The sequence below is a fragment of the Gimesia sp. genome, assembly GCF_048260065.1.
GTDB lineage: Bacteria > Planctomycetota > Planctomycetia > Planctomycetales > Planctomycetaceae > Gimesia.
The window spans coordinates 81,245-95,781 of the sequence record NZ_JBLXHC010000019.1 but is presented as its reverse complement, the minus strand read 5'-3'; the positions used below and the strand labels follow the sequence as shown (position 1 = coordinate 95,781).

Sequence of the window (14,537 nt, the reverse complement as noted above, 5' to 3'; positions counted from 1 at the left end):
GAGAACAAAGTGATGAGTAGAGACGATTCACGCTAAACCTCAACTACCAAAATAAATCGGCGTTAGCAGCAAATTGAGCACTCATTACAGCTAGGAGAAAAAATGTCTGTAACCCAAATCAAATTAAGGAAAAGTCAAGAGGAAGCTTTCGCCGAATTAAGGCGACATGACCACGCTATATTAAATGCCCCGACAGGCTGGGGAAAAAGCATGGTGCTTTGTGCTCTTGCAGGTGATGACTTACTTTCTGGCACAGAAAGAAAAGTTGTTATTGCGATCCCCCAAACAGTTATAGCTAAAGGATTCATCCACGATGTTTCAATCAAATTGCCGACTGGTGAAATGCTTGATTGGGCTGTCAAACACAATCTGTGTAATTACATTCGGAACAAGACCGAAGAGCTATCGCAGTTTCTAACGGAACCAGCAAAAGATAAAAAGATTTTCAATCGAATTATCGTGACAACTCATGCTGGTTTAGCCCGGACATTCTCAAGCTTGTCTGATAAGCAACTCGCAGAAGCGACCAAGAACACTACATTCCTCATTGATGAATCACACCACATTTCGGGGGCAGATGAATCATGTAATCAACTAGGCGCAATCGTTAATTATATTCTGGATATCGATAATCCGACGACCACCACAAGATTGATCTTGGCGACAGCATTCTTTTTTCGTGGTGATCAATTACCGATTATCACAGAAAGTCATCTTGATCGGTTCTATCGACATTCAATTCAGTTTGACAAATATTGGCGGTCTCTCAAGCACATTAAATCATACAAGTATGATTTCGTTGCCTTTAAAGGCACAGTTTGGAAAAGTCTCAACCAACTACTTGCACAAGATCAAACTCCAACAATCATATATTGCCCGCCTAAAAATCATCGTCTGCTTCTCGGAAAAGAGAAGTCTGATTTTACAAAACGTATTGTGAGAACGATCAAAAAACACTATCCAGAGAGTGAGTTGTGGTCTGCTGACAGTGATAATGAAGGTCGAATTATTCTTGATCTTGTCGATGGGGATCATCGAGACGAGAAAATCAAGTTTGCGATGACACAGGGAGAGCAGATTGATGTAATTCTAACAGTTGGTATGTTTAAGGAGGGTGCTGATTGGCTACAGGCACAAAGAGTAATTGACCTAGTACCAAGTGGATCAGATCAAGACAGAAATCAACGCTTTGGAAGGCTTATCAGGGATTACCCCGGTAAGGAGCACATAAGCTATTTCTCTTTCTTTTCGGTCATTACAGATGCTCCAAAAGACGAGCAACGAAAATATTTATCTAAACTGTTTGCTCATTTTCATGCGTCTTTGATTTTGGACAATGCCCTTAATCCTATCAAAATGCCGAAGTATTATGATGATGGGCATTTTGAAGGGGGGAGCCAAGGCAGACCAGTAAATTTGCTTGGTCAGTATGATGAAGATTTGCAAGAGAGCATTCTTTCTGATTGTTATGATGCTATGATCTCATTGTTTGCTGATTGCGAGCAGCAAAACAGAAAACCTTCAGACACAGAGGCAAAAAATGCAATTGTTCGTGCTCTGAAAAACTTTGACATCGAACAAGAAGAACAGACAGCAAAACAAATAGTGTTGATGATCAGACGAAAAGCTAACATCACCCTTGCTGTTGATGATCTAGTCAATTCTGGATTCGACAAGGTTTGGTCTGACGATACTCTGAAAGGTCTACAGTTGTTTTCAGCAGGGTTTGGTGGTCCTACCAGATTTGCTGAATTGAGAAAAATTATTTCAGGAATCTTTGACTCAAATTGGCTTGGAAATTACGAGAAGATCAAGTCTTTACCTGCTTGCCCGCCACAAAGTAGTAAAGCTTACTGGTGGATCAGCAACAACAAGGCATTTTATCGAGATGGAAGGTTGTCAAAAGAAAGAATTCATCTTTTGGAATCAATCCCTTGGTGGGAATGGTTCAAAAAATATGATGATCGTTGGCAAGAATACTTTAATGAGATAAAAGCTTATAAGCATTATCCAACGAAGTTGTCTAAAGCATTAGAAAATTGGACTGGCAAGCAACGTCTGATTTACTCTGCTGGCAAACTATCTCAAGATAGAATTGAGCTACTAGAATCAATTAGTTGGTGGCAATGGAAGCCTGATCGATGGCATCGCAACTATGAATCAGTCAGAGTTTTGAAAAAAAGACCGTTTCCGAAGACTGACAAGAAATCAACTAATTGGTTTTATCAACAAAGGGTTGCTTATCATCGAGGCAATTTATCTGTTGAGAAAATCAAGTTGCTGGAAGCAATAATATGGTGGACGTGGGGATAAAAAAGGAGCTTCGGGATGATCTTTATACCCACTCATGTAAGAATCCGTAAGACTTATTTCGTCGGGAAAGTCGTCTTTGACTTCTACAATGGCAGACAGAATTTTGTTGAAGCGAGTAGCCAATACTTTAGTAATTGGCTTTGTGTTATCACTCGGTATTGACTGTTCGAGGTTTCTCTTTTAAGTCTCCAAACTGTTTTTGGCTAATTCGATTTTATCCACAAATATTCTTCCGATACGTGTATTGTCATCACAAAATGCCCCTTGGTTTTAAATGAACCAAGGGGCAAGGCACACAAAGGAGCTAGTGCTGTGTCAATTCCCGACACAGTAACTCATGGACACGCAACTTGTAACCCTAGAACCCTTTTGCTTAAGCACTTTTTTGACTCTTGGGCATCTCCATTTTTTCCATGAATTCAAATTTCTCGACTGTATGGAATACATTTCTATCGAATCCATAATTCTAATTTTCCACGAATTCTTGTAAGCTCCAAAACATGGGCTCAGTGATCAATGACGCAATAGCACCATTGATCACTGATTCTCGTCAGCCCCGGTTCTTACTCGTTCGCAAATACAAGCTGTTCGTTACTTGGATCGATCCGTTTGTATTCAAAGAACCGATCCCCGCATCGATCTGCAACTCTTCATCGTACAGATTATTGGGGACAGCGAGGCGACGGTCTTCGCTCCCAACGAATCCGTTGAGTGATAACAGGTAGCTGCACCGTTGCCTCTCCATCCACGTCCACAGTTCTCCATAGTCAAATCTCCCCGAGTAAATCTCTGTTTCGGCAACATACGGTGGATCGAGGTATATCACGTCCCGAAGTCTCGTTGAAATTTCTCGATAATCCCGGACGGTGAAGGTGACATCGTGTTTCATCAGCAATCGGTGCCAGTCTTGCAGTAACGCATGAACTTCTTCGGGGGGCAGGCCATTTCGTTTGTGGTGGAAACCAACAGTGAACTTTCCCTTTTGGTTAAACCGCACAAATCCATTTCGGCAGGTCCGAAGAACGAAAAAGAAGTCACAGGGATCGTGGCTCTCATTGAACAGGTCTCGAACCTCCAGATAATAGTTTTTTCCACGCCTGCGGAGCGTGTTCCACATCACTTCATATCTTTTCTGGAGCGTGGCCGGATCGGACCTAATTTGCTTCCACAGTTCAATCAGCGGAGCGCAGGTGTCACTACAACGAAACCGCTTGACGGGGATGTCGCTCTTCAATAGCTCGTAAAGCACCGCACCACCGCCAAGAAACGGCTCATAATACGTGGCGATTTCGTTCGGGAAGCGTTTGACGATCTCGCCTGCTTGTAGTCGCTTCGTGCCGGTCCATCGAATCAGGCTGCGATCTGGTCTGGGAATTGAAGAAGAGACAACTTTTTCTTGCCACAGAGCTTCGACCTCTACTCCGAAGAAGCTGGCTATGTCTTGGAGGCCCGCTTTGGTTCGTTTATCTGCTCGACCAACTCCTTCATGGCAGAGTCGCCGCACCCATTTATACGGCACGCCGATTTGATCTGCGGCTTCTCGCTGTGACAACCATCGACTCTCCAGCAGCGACCGGAAATTCTGCCGGAATGTCTCGGCTCGGCGGTAGCCGTTTCTTTCTTCCAACGTGTTGTTTTGCTCCCGTTGCCCCAATTTCGATTCCTCGTAATCCATTCAGTTCGACCGTAACTGATTGATACCACTTTCTCTATCCACCTTTATCTCCTCGGATATTAGTGAATTATGGGCGTATTGGACACCTACAAGAAGGGCGAAAGAAAACGATCTTTGGTAAGGCAGATCGCAAGGACAAGACACCGGCAAGTGCGCCAACAAAGACACAATCATGTGAACAAAAATGAATAAGTACAGATCTGGCAAGCAGGCAAGAAAAATATTAATTGCCCTAATTTCGTGTGGCTGGGATTCGTGATGGGATTATCCCAACTCACTGATGTGACTGTGTTTACGGATGTCACATTTGCCCATCAGGAAAGAGATTGAAAGGGAGGGACACCGATAATGCGTTTTACTGATTCGCCACCGTCGGCGGATCGAAATTTTAAACCATATTCTGGAGACTACGAATGAGCAAGAAAAAAACTGCGAAGCATCAAACCCCGAAACAAGTCCGTCGTAATCTATCACAACGGATGAAGAAGGGAGAACTGTATGTAGTTTTTACTGGGATCGACGACGAAGTAATGTCACTCCTTACTTATGACGACCCGGCGAGAACGCCACGCATCTACAGCAAAACCGCACTCGATCCTCGGGTTTGTGAGCAACTCATCATCTGCAAAAGCGTGGAGTCTGCAGTCAAGTGTCTCGGACCCGAAACCTACGCCGTCGTTTTGCCACTGTCAGCAATGATCGAATACTACGGCGAATTTGAAGTACGACGATGGGCCAAATCGCAGCAATATGTCAGTCCTACCGAAGTCCGTGGTTACGTATCGAAGAAGGTTGCAACCCTGTCGGTGGGAAATAACTGGAATTCCGCCCGAGTCCGTGGGATTTATATAAAGCAGGTTGGCGATAACCATAGCCGATGGATATCTAATAATCTCACAAGCACACTTGCTGATCTGCTTGGCTTCTTAGAATGCGTTCGCTTCGAGTTCCTGCAATACGACCCTGACGAGTTGATCGTTGATCATTTTGAGGACCTCTGCAATGGTAGTGATTATCTGCTTGACTTCGAAGATCCCTCCGAATCAGTTAACGGTGACGAGCTATCAACCTTCGAACATCAACTCGAAACCGTGGAGGAGGACATCATGACTTTAGACGAACTTATCGAACTCGTTGGCGAATCATTCAAGCTCGCCGACCTTCCGTCTCTGGAACAGCCAACATCGAGTCCTCTCATTCTCGTCGGCTGACCATTCTCTGGGCCGCCGCTTCCGATTGTGTAAGCCAATTCTAACGGTCCGCAATTCTTAAACACAATTTTTGTAACCGGCGTGCCGGGTGCGCACGGATTGCGCACCGAGCGGGAACACTCGGCACGTTCGGTCTTTGTAAAAAGTCTGCGCAAGTTTGGAGAAACAAGTCCATGAAACAAAAAAACAAAAAGGAGAGGCCATCAGTGCCCAGTCGTAACAAGAGTTTATCAGTAAGGTTGTCACCGAACATTGCGACAATAGAGCGAAAACCGCTAACTACTTTTCAAGGAGAATGATTATGCCGAAGCATATGCAAGCCAGAACAATTGAGATTCTCTCGATCACGGCAGGCAATGTTATTGTGAGAAAGATCACGAAAGAAATGTCGAATGTGAGAACGACGAAAAAGTCTGTTGTGCTTATCACGTACCGACCGGACCCTGCCAACAGCCATCGTTCAGAGATTGTGGCTGTCACCACAGAACAGGCGCAGAGGATGCGAGACGATCTCGATAGCATATTGAACGTCGAAAATCTGTCGTGGATGTAGCATTTCAGTCCGTTACAACTTTTGTGCCGGTGGCTGAACGCATCTCGTAAAGTATTATCATGAAGCCACTTATGACCCCAACTTTACAATGCAAAAAATCGTGCGTATCGTTGAATGTAGGACGACAACAACGTGCGTGATCAATAACTGCAAGTAGCCGTTCACAACTCTGCCGACGGAATTTTCCATGACAACAGAACTGCGCTACCGGTGTGCGCAGAGAAAACCAAGTGAATCTGAATGAACCAAACCTGTAACTATTTTTTCAAATTGGAGGACCATGAAATGAATATGACTGCAATCCAACCTAAACAGCGGGCCGATACGTTGTCGGCCACCGAACCCGTCATTCAAGAATTCGGAACGAAGCTTCAACTCATTCGAGACCGAGTAGTGTCTGTTGCCAATGGATACCAGACCGGCGTGTACATCGTAGGAAGACCCGGCACGTCCAAGACGTTCACGGTGCGACAAGAGTTGGAATTACTCGACAAACCATGGGTGAATAAGAACGCCCGCATGACGCCGATGGGGTTGTTCGAATTTCTTGCCGATCATCCCGAACACGTCATCGTCCTCGATGACATCACATCGCTCTTCAAAAACGAGCAGGCACTTCAGATTCTGTTGGCTGCGCTCGATGGACAGCCCGACGAGCCGAGGCTCATTTCCTACAAGAGCAAGGACAGGGATGAACGAATCTGGTTCACCGGGTCGATCATTGCCATCAGCAACATTCCATTAAGGCATGATCCGTTGGCCCGAGCTTTGGGCAGTCGGATCGTGATGCTGGAACACGAGCCGACCGATGAGGAAGTCGCAGTGTTCATCCGGCACTTGGCTCTTCAGGGCTACCCAGAGTTATCACCGGATGAATGCCTCGAAGTTGCGGAGTTTTTGATTGCCGAAACTCGGAAGATGGACCAGCGCCTTGATCTGCGGCATCTGACCAAGGCGTGGCAGGACTACCGGCAAGTCAAGCAGGGTGATGCCTTGACCTCATGGCAAGACCTTGTGCGGTCCAGTCTTCAAAAGCAGATTGCCGAACCTGTGCGTGCTATTTCCAAGGATGAAGACAAGGAAATTCAACGACAACTCATCAAAGAACTCACAGAGAGATTTCCCAATGATCGCCACAGTCAGTTGGCCGAATGGCCGCACGGCAAATCCACATTCTACAAGCGTCTCAAGGAAGTCACGTCCACTGCACGAATGGTATGACCTTCTGACACTTCACGTTTTCAGATTTTCAAGAACCAGTTTCCGGCCCTTTGCAGGGAGGGGTCGGGATACATCCACACATTTCATATTTCTCAAAAAAGAAAGAGAACCCCCATGAACAATAGCAACAACAATACAAATCGCATCACTACTCATCACTCGACTGACCGAAGCTGGACCATCCACCACGGCGACGTTAACAAAGTTTTGCCGACTCTTCCACCTGTCACGTTCGATGGTACTTTTTTCGATCCACCGTATGGCCTCAACTTCATGGGGGAAGAATGGGACGGAACTCTCCCGCCCGTAAGCGTACTCGAAGGTCTGCTGCGACTCTGCAAACCGGGTGCTTATTTGCTCGCCTTTGGCCATCCAAGGACCTTTCACCGACTCGTCTGCAATATAGAAGATGCCGGTTGGGAGATTCGAGACACGCTCTGTTGGCTCTACGGAGATGGATTCCCCAAAGGGAAAAACATTGGGCAGACTCTCGGTGAACGGTGGGGCAACTACCACACGTTGCTGAAGCCAGCATGGGAGCCAATCATTCTGGCAATGAAGCCAGTCGATGGCAAGTTCGTAAAGAACGCCACGAACCATGGCTGCGGTGGGCTCAACATCGGAGACTGTCGAATTGGGACAACATGTTACACGAAGCGAAGTCATCAGGCTCCATCTCCAATGCTTGCAGACGGTACTGATAAGGGTAGGCATCCCGCAAATCTCATCCTCAATGAACGAGCCGCAGCGTTGCTGGATGAACAATACGGAACTTCTCGCTCCCGTCGTTCACGTCGTCGAAAGGCTGGTAGCAATGTCGGTAACGGCAAGACGCTTAAGGCATTCCGTTCTCGAATGGATGTTGTGGAGGGCTACGGTGATGAAGGTGGTGCGTCTCGGTTTTTCTACTGTGCCAAGGCCAACCGCAAGGAACGCAAGGGAAACGCCCATCCCACGGTCAAGCCGCTTGCCCTGTGTGAATATCTCGCTCGTCTAATCATCCAGCCGAAGCGTGAGACACCCCGCCGACTGTTAGTTCCGTTCTCGGGCAGCGGGTCCGAAATGATCGGAGCACTGTCGGCGGGCTGGGATCACTTAACCGGCATCGAAAAAGACGATCAATTCGTCGCCACGGCACGTCAGCGACTCTTCAAAGCAAAGGACGAATACACACGGCCTGCTTGATCTCACCTATTCGGTCATTCGAAGCGGCGATCTCTACACCCCCTGTTTTTGAAACCCCTGTTTGAGTCAAGGCCACCGGTCTGCGCTCAGTTTTCCAAATGCCACTTTTCCAAAGGACGTAAAAATGAAAAATCAAATTATCGAAGTAAAAATCAGCGACATCAAAATTGGACACCGTCACCGAAAAGACATGGGCGATGTTGAAGACTTTGCTCTGTCCATCAAAGAAAATGGACTGCTCCAGCCAATCGGTATCACGCCTAAAAATGAACTCGTCTTCGGAGAACGTCGTCTGCGTGCCTACCGAGATGTCATGCGAAGTGAGACGATCCCGGCTCGCATCATTGACGTTCCGTCTATTCTGCACTGCCAGTTCGCCGAAAACACGATGAGGAAAGATTTCACTGTCAGCGAGCGTGTTGCCATTGTAGATGCACTTCGTAGTTACAAACACGGCGGGGATCGCCGGTCAAAGCAAATTCGCAATATCGATGATGATCTGACTGTCGATCAGGCCGCAAAGCGTGCCGATCTTGGTGGCAAGGACGGTTACGCCCGTGCCAAGAAGGTTGTCGAAAAGGGCATCCCAGAACTCGTGAATGCAATGGACAGCAATAAACTGTCTATTGTTGCGGCATCCGAGTTATCAAAGTGTGAACCTGATGAGCAAAAGTCGGTGCTCAAAAAAGGAGCCGAACATGCCAAGTGGTACGCAAACCGGATTCGAAAGCAGAAAAACGATGTTTCCACTCCCGAATACGAAACACCGCAATGGCTGTTTGACCATCTCGATCAGGAATTCCATTTCACATTGGACGCTGCTGCTTTACCAGAAAACGCCAAATGCGAAACATTCTTCACGCCCGAATCGGATGGACTGAAACAAAGCTGGGCTGGGCAAACAGTTTGGTGCAACCCTCCTTTCAGCAAACACGAAATTGGAGATTGGGTCAAAAAGGCTTACAACGAAAGTAAGAATGGCGCAACGACTGTAATGCTTCTTCCGAGTGCTTACAAGGACTACCGATGGTGGAAAAATTGCTGCGTTCACGGAAATATTCGGTTTCTCCACGACTACGTTCGATTCCGTCGCCACGGTGAAAAGACGACGGCGTATCTCGATGTTACGGTCGTCATTTTTGGGCCAGACATTATTCCGGGATCAGCAGGGGCTCCGATCATCAAGGCAAATGTCGAGGCTGCATCGACAACTCCATCAACAGTGGCGTAATCGTTTGCTGCAGGTTTTCTTCTCTTTTGACATAATGGAGATCCTTGAAAAATAGTCCCTGATGAAATTCATCAGGGGCTATTACACAAACAGGACCAGCGCCAACGTATTTTCAAAACTAATTCTATTTGGCGACCATCTGTGAATCAAGATATTCAACTTCGATATAATCGCCTGTCAGTTTTTTCTTTGTACTCTGAAAATGAATCCAATCTCCTTTGATTGTCGCTGGTCCTTCATACCTTTTAACTCGATATCTGCTACTGGTGATCCAAACACGGTATTTCAGTTTAACATTTCGAGCTTCAGTTTTGACCTCTTCTTTTTTCGGTTTTTTTGCTACAGCCATCTGTTGCAAAGCTTCTGATAGGTTTTCATCAAATTCTTTGATGACCGCATTCACATCATAATAATCAATTTCTCTAGCGAATTTTGATGAATGGTGCCATTCGCCAAAATCACCATGTTCTTTCAAAAGTAATTCACAGCCATACAAAGTAGATTTAATATCCATTCCTTTCAGTTCGTCTCGCAAATGTTTTTTCGCATAGGTCATCGGATAACGTCCATTGGATTCTGCCAATATTGCCCGATCAGATTTGATTAAAACGCCATAATTATTCATATTATCAACTCAAAACAAAACATAAATTTTGTAAACACAAAAATTGCTTTGAGGATGCAGGGCGGAGGACGAGCAGAGTAAGCGTCCAAAATGCGCATGGCTATCTCTCACATTAAAGGTGAGAGATAGCCAAGGTGGGAGGCATTTCAAGAATGAAATTATGAACCTTTCCCGATAGGGGCTATCTCAGAAATTCATTAAAGCGTTGCCTTATTGAACTTGCCGTTTTCTCGGAAGTAAAGTTGAGACAAAAGAAAACAGCAGTTCCTCTTTCATTCATTGATACACAAGAGATAAAAAGTTGGGGAAGCACCAATAAGGAACTTCCCCAATAGGTATTAAGTCCATTCTCGTTCAGCAGCCATTTCTTGTTCTCGGACAAATCCCTCACGCAAAGCGTCAATCAAATCGTCTACATTTTCAAATGGGTCATCATCATCATTGTAACATCCACTATGCCACTCATAGATCACCTCATCACTTCCATCTGCCGCTATTGATGGTGAGCCGCAAAATGGAAAATGTGACAGATGCCCATCTTCATGGCGATATATTGCAACTGAATTTGCAACATACATATCATCATTAAGATAGAGACGTAATGTGTCAAAAATAAATTCTTCTTCTTCTTTTGTGATTCTCGTCATTTTTAGTTTCCTTTTTTATTTGAAATGATTCCCCCGATGATGTCATCGGGGGAATCAAAGTGAATTACGCTATTTGTTTTTCTGCCATCTCAACTTTTGTGCCATGAATCGAGAATTCAAAGGTTTCCGCTTTGTCAAAAATCTTGCCTGCATAAAGCATAAATGAACTGAATGAATCCATCATTACAGATAGCTCGCACTTGCTTGACTGCTCATATTTCACCTTCAGTTCATCAAACACTCCAATCACTGACATGAGATTTGCCGCATCGACAACAATTGAAGCCTCAAATACTTTGCGTATTTTGTTAGTTTTTTTGGCAGGAGCAGGAGCATTCACAGGAATCACTTTCAACTTTGCCTCTTTGACATCATCTTTGGTTGGCTCATCATGATTGTTTTTCTTTGCAATTTTTGATGATTCCTCGACTATCTCTTTCACCTTCTCAGGTGCATTTTTTGCCACAGATGACAATGCAGTTGTTGCATTGTTCGAAAGAGGGGCTGCTAATCGATCAGCCAGATGATTGACCTCGTACCAATTGCAAAAATCATAAGCCCATTGCCGTGTTTTTGAAAAACGCTCTTTTACATAAGATTCAAAGGTCTTATGTGTGGCTCGGTAAAGCTTTTCTTTTTTGATCATCATCAGTGCTTTGCCAGCTTCTAATGCTTGATCAATCCAGTTATCAACGATGGCTTCAAGACGATCTTTTTTGTCAGCTTCTCTTTTTGTCAGTTTTGTTTCAGACATGATTTATTTCCTCAATACAAAAATTGTAATTATGTAAAGTACAAAGATTGATTGAAGAAATTAGGGGGGACGAGTGCGCATAGATGACTACCTCTCACAGCTTATGCAAATCATTGCATGGTTTGTGCTATACAGTCCAGATAGCACTGGTGAGAAATAGCCAAGTGGGGAGTCGCTTCAATGAAGCTTTTTTAAAGTCCCGGTAGGGGCTACATCGTTAAGAATTACGCCCTATTATACGTGAGATTATGCGAAATGTAAAGTAAATACAAGCAAGATGAAATGTAAGGAGGTCTTTACATTTTGTGTCTTTGCTGTAAAGCAAAACCAAAAAAAGCAGGAGAAATATCGGCATCGATTTTCTCCTGCTTTTGTGAATACGAACATCGTAACGCTATTTGATTAATTGGTGTCAGTCTTTTGATTCTTCTGTCAAATATCCTGTTTCAGATTCACTCATATCAAACCTTATGATTATCTGATTTAAAGCGCAATTCCTTTAATTTATGGACACAAAATTTGCACTGTTATTAAGCACAAATAGCAAATCTTTGTTGTACAGCAAAGATTTATTTTTTGGCGTTATTAAGTGTGCTTTTTAGCTGCTTTTAGCTGTTTATTTTCTTTGTTGTAAAGCAAAGAAAAAACCATTTTGGGAAGAGCAGAAGCAAGAGGTGAGATGGAGAAATAAATTTTCAAAATTGAGGCAGATCCACTATTATACATTATGAGTTTAACACTAAAAATAAGGTAATAAAAATGGGGGAGCCCCTGATAAGAACTCCCCCAAAAATATAAAATAGTGATAATGTATTATAGTGCATCAATAACAAAAACTGAATATCAATTTGAAAAGAAACGCACTGAATCTCAAGTCACAGAAGACTTCCAAAGGTTTTTCTATGCTGGCTGTGGTCATAAGTTTTTAGGCTATGATTTCTCTTCTGAAATCTCCGATTCTGGACGTGCAAAAATCCCCGGTCCTAGATATTGGGATGTTCCTCAAAAAGAAAAACACAAATGGTCTCCTGTAAGAGATCACCTTGCTGGCAGACATAGAGGTATCGTCAGAGGAACTAATGAAACACATCTACCATGTGTCACAGACGATCTTGATAGGCACGATGGCACAATCAAGGCGACAAAGCACATCAAAGCAGTGCTTGATTCTTATAAGCTTCTCACCACTGAATTCAATGAATTGATGTGGTTGGCTGAAGTGAATCCCAGAAATGGCAGCACCAAGTTCTTTGGTTTTCATCGCCAAAAGAAACCTCTTAAAGTTTCAGAAGCAAACGAAATTGGAAAGAGGTTAAACGAGCGACAGAAAGCCAGTTCAATTGGTGCAAGAGAAGTCTTCCCAGATAATAGCCCACAAGTCTTTTTACCAATGAGACTCGATAAAATTACAATTGTTGATACTGGCATATTGGAAAAGACAAAACGCTATAGGCTTGATAGGTTGCCGGGAACAAATGAAAAGCAAAGAACATATATTGATTCTTACAGTTTGTGGGCTTTCTATGCGTGGTTACAACGTGGAGAACATTGTGATGTGCATACTTTAGAAGTTGAGCTAAAGAAAGCTTGTGCAAACACACCAGATAAGGAAATGCTATGTCAGAAAAACCAAAAAGAAACGCTCCCTGCATCTGTGGAAGCGGAAAGAAATATAAAAAGTGCTGCTTGCCCCACATTGGCAATAGAAGAAAAGACCTCTTGTCAATCGTCAATGACACAGAATACTGGCAAGGACTCTCAAAGCGACTCATTCAACGAATCAACGAAACAGACGAATCATCACCAGTGGAATTCGACCTCGACAACGAAGAAGACCTCTTGTCAGTTTGCTTGCTTGATCGATGGGGAATCACCAAAGATTAAAAGAAATGACCCCTGTTATTGTGGAAGTGGAAAGAAGTATAAAAAGTGCTGTTTGACCTCAAGTGGTATTTGTTCGACGGTAAAGACCGTCGAAATGCTGCCCCCTAAAGAGGGGGCAGACATCAGTAAAGCCCCTGACGGGGAGGTTTCTTCAAAAGCTTTATGCAAAACATTAGAAGAGATCAGAAGTATTCCTGATGCTTTCCAGAAGAATACACAACTGGCTTTCTACTGCAACAATCAAGCAAGACGACCATTGAACGCAGAAGAGTTACTTGCCAAAGCCAAAGAATACAAAATATACAATGGCAACTGGGAAGATGGATTGTCTAATAGAATAAACAGGATCAAAGGCATTGCAAAATTTGCAGCAAAGACTTTCGATCCTAAAAAATGCGGAAGCAGTACCAGACAAAGGCCATTGCTCAACAAAAAAATGCAAGAATGGCGGGGAAGGTCACACCTATTGAGCAAAACGTTGTCTACAAGAATCAATGTTGAAACATGGGTTGATGAGTATGGACAAGTGCAATACACCAAAGGACGAATTGTAAACGGCATTCAACGTGATCATGTCTTGAGACTTGCCGGTATTATATCACACGTTTCTGAAACTCATGGTGGTGATATTCCGAGAAAGTCAATCAAGGGTTGGTGGAATGAATTAGCAAATGAAAATTCAATGCCAGAATGGAAACATAATGAGTATTACTTGGCTTGCCGTCAAGTTCTGATTGATAACGGATGGTTGAAAATGAATCACGATTATTCATATCAGAATAACCAATCAAAAAAAGGGTGGATTTTATATGAGACTGAACTTGTTGGTTCAGTTTGGGACTACCCAACAGATACAGATACAAAGAAGAATAACAACAACAGACCCTATCTTTATAGTTGTGGCGCAATCGCCAACCAAAAAAACAGATTGGCTTCTGTTTTTGCCTTGCTTCACTCCCAAAGACCACCACCATGATCATCAGACCTACAAACCAACCAAATCAGACCTACAGACTCACCAGAAATGGAGATGAGAACAGAGAAGGTGTAGATTCACACTTTTACATTACTGAATTCAAATTCTGTGTTATTAGTACCCATTTTTGGTACATCTCCGAAATCCCTTGTTTTTCAGCTTGAATTGCAGGTGCGCAGCATGAGCGCTGCAATGTCAGAACGATCTCGAACAGGTACGGAATGTTGTGCAGGTCGGCGAACAGCACAACTGTGTATTAGAC

At 44.0% G+C, this 14,537-nt stretch carries 11 protein-coding genes; 7 read left to right on the top strand and 4 right to left on the bottom strand.

From position 1 onward, the window contains the following. The first annotated feature begins 102 nt into the window (after positions 1–102). On the top strand, positions 103–2,313 hold the full coding sequence (locus ACN0YN_RS26640; RefSeq protein ID WP_145192927.1) for a Helicase associated domain protein: 2,211 nt from the start codon (positions 103–105) through the stop codon (positions 2,311–2,313). 550 nt (positions 2,314–2,863) lie between these two features. Here the strand turns inward: ACN0YN_RS26640 and ACN0YN_RS26635 are convergent. Beyond that, positions 2,864–3,988 (bottom strand): Dam family site-specific DNA-(adenine-N6)-methyltransferase, encoded by a 1,125-nt coding sequence (locus ACN0YN_RS26635; RefSeq protein WP_145192929.1) that lies wholly within the window; start codon positions 3,986–3,988, stop codon positions 2,864–2,866. Positions 3,989–4,401: 413 nt separating this feature from the next. Here ACN0YN_RS26635 and ACN0YN_RS26630 point away from each other — a divergent pair, with 413 nt between their 5' ends. The 4 genes from ACN0YN_RS26630 to ACN0YN_RS26615 all read left to right on the top strand — a co-directional run bounded on the left by ACN0YN_RS26630 (position 4,402) and on the right by ACN0YN_RS26615 (position 9,389). Beyond that, a complete protein-coding gene (locus tag ACN0YN_RS26630; RefSeq protein WP_145192931.1) occupies positions 4,402–5,199 on the top strand; it encodes a hypothetical protein in 798 nt (265 codons plus the stop codon). Positions 5,200–6,037: 838 nt separating this feature from the next. Beyond that, positions 6,038–6,973: an AAA family ATPase gene (locus ACN0YN_RS26625; RefSeq protein ID WP_145192935.1), complete on the top strand. Its 936-nt coding sequence runs from the start codon at positions 6,038–6,040 to the stop codon at positions 6,971–6,973. A 114-nt stretch (positions 6,974–7,087) separates the two neighbouring features. Then, a complete protein-coding gene (locus ACN0YN_RS26620) occupies positions 7,088–8,158 on the top strand; it encodes a DNA methyltransferase (protein ID WP_145192937.1) in 1,071 nt (356 codons plus the stop codon). Between the two features lie 124 nt (positions 8,159–8,282). Then, complete coding sequence (locus tag ACN0YN_RS26615) at positions 8,283–9,389, top strand: DNA N-6-adenine-methyltransferase (protein WP_145192939.1); 1,107 nt, start codon at positions 8,283–8,285, stop codon at positions 9,387–9,389. A 124-nt stretch (positions 9,390–9,513) separates the two neighbouring features. Here ACN0YN_RS26615 and ACN0YN_RS26610 read toward each other — a convergent pair whose 3' ends face one another. The 3 genes from ACN0YN_RS26610 to ACN0YN_RS26600 all read right to left on the bottom strand — a co-directional run bounded on the left by ACN0YN_RS26610 (position 9,514) and on the right by ACN0YN_RS26600 (position 11,415). Then, a complete protein-coding gene (locus ACN0YN_RS26610; RefSeq protein WP_145192941.1) occupies positions 9,514–10,014 on the bottom strand; it encodes a hypothetical protein in 501 nt (166 codons plus the stop codon). Positions 10,015–10,352: 338 nt separating this feature from the next. Beyond that, entirely contained in the window at positions 10,353–10,661 is a 309-nt protein-coding gene (locus ACN0YN_RS26605; RefSeq protein ID WP_145192943.1) for a hypothetical protein, read from the bottom strand. 64 nt (positions 10,662–10,725) lie between these two features. Next, entirely contained in the window at positions 10,726–11,415 is a 690-nt protein-coding gene (locus tag ACN0YN_RS26600; protein ID WP_145192945.1) for a hypothetical protein, read from the bottom strand. A gap of 1,617 nt (positions 11,416–13,032) precedes the next feature. On the opposite strand from ACN0YN_RS26600, the gene ACN0YN_RS26595 reads away from it, so the two are divergent. Next, positions 13,033–13,299, top strand: a complete 267-nt coding sequence (locus tag ACN0YN_RS26595; RefSeq protein WP_145192947.1) for an SEC-C metal-binding domain-containing protein — start codon at positions 13,033–13,035, stop codon at positions 13,297–13,299. Beyond that, positions 13,271–14,275, top strand: coding sequence for an SEC-C metal-binding domain-containing protein (locus tag ACN0YN_RS26590; protein ID WP_197996872.1), 1,005 nt, complete (start codon positions 13,271–13,273; stop codon positions 14,273–14,275). Before ACN0YN_RS26595 ends, ACN0YN_RS26590 begins: the two co-directional genes overlap by 29 nt. Positions 14,276–14,537 lie beyond the last annotated feature (262 nt).

Bases quoted from the DNA above. Each gene is read 5' to 3' on its own strand.
- ACN0YN_RS26640 (WP_145192927.1), top strand. From the start codon at position 103: ATGTCTGTAACCCAAATCAAATTAAGGAAAAGTCAAGAGGAAGCTTTC.
- ACN0YN_RS26635 (WP_145192929.1), bottom strand. From the start codon at position 3,988: ATGGATTACGAGGAATCGAAATTGGGGCAACGGGAGCAAAACAACACG.
- ACN0YN_RS26630 (WP_145192931.1), top strand. From the start codon at position 4,402: ATGAGCAAGAAAAAAACTGCGAAGCATCAAACCCCGAAACAAGTCCGT.
- ACN0YN_RS26625 (WP_145192935.1), top strand. From the start codon at position 6,038: ATGAATATGACTGCAATCCAACCTAAACAGCGGGCCGATACGTTGTCG.
- ACN0YN_RS26620 (WP_145192937.1), top strand. From the start codon at position 7,088: ATGAACAATAGCAACAACAATACAAATCGCATCACTACTCATCACTCG.
- ACN0YN_RS26615 (WP_145192939.1), top strand. From the start codon at position 8,283: ATGAAAAATCAAATTATCGAAGTAAAAATCAGCGACATCAAAATTGGA.
- ACN0YN_RS26610 (WP_145192941.1), bottom strand. From the start codon at position 10,014: ATGAATAATTATGGCGTTTTAATCAAATCTGATCGGGCAATATTGGCA.
- ACN0YN_RS26605 (WP_145192943.1), bottom strand. From the start codon at position 10,661: ATGACGAGAATCACAAAAGAAGAAGAAGAATTTATTTTTGACACATTA.
- ACN0YN_RS26600 (WP_145192945.1), bottom strand. From the start codon at position 11,415: ATGTCTGAAACAAAACTGACAAAAAGAGAAGCTGACAAAAAAGATCGT.
- ACN0YN_RS26595 (WP_145192947.1), top strand. From the start codon at position 13,033: ATGTCAGAAAAACCAAAAAGAAACGCTCCCTGCATCTGTGGAAGCGGA.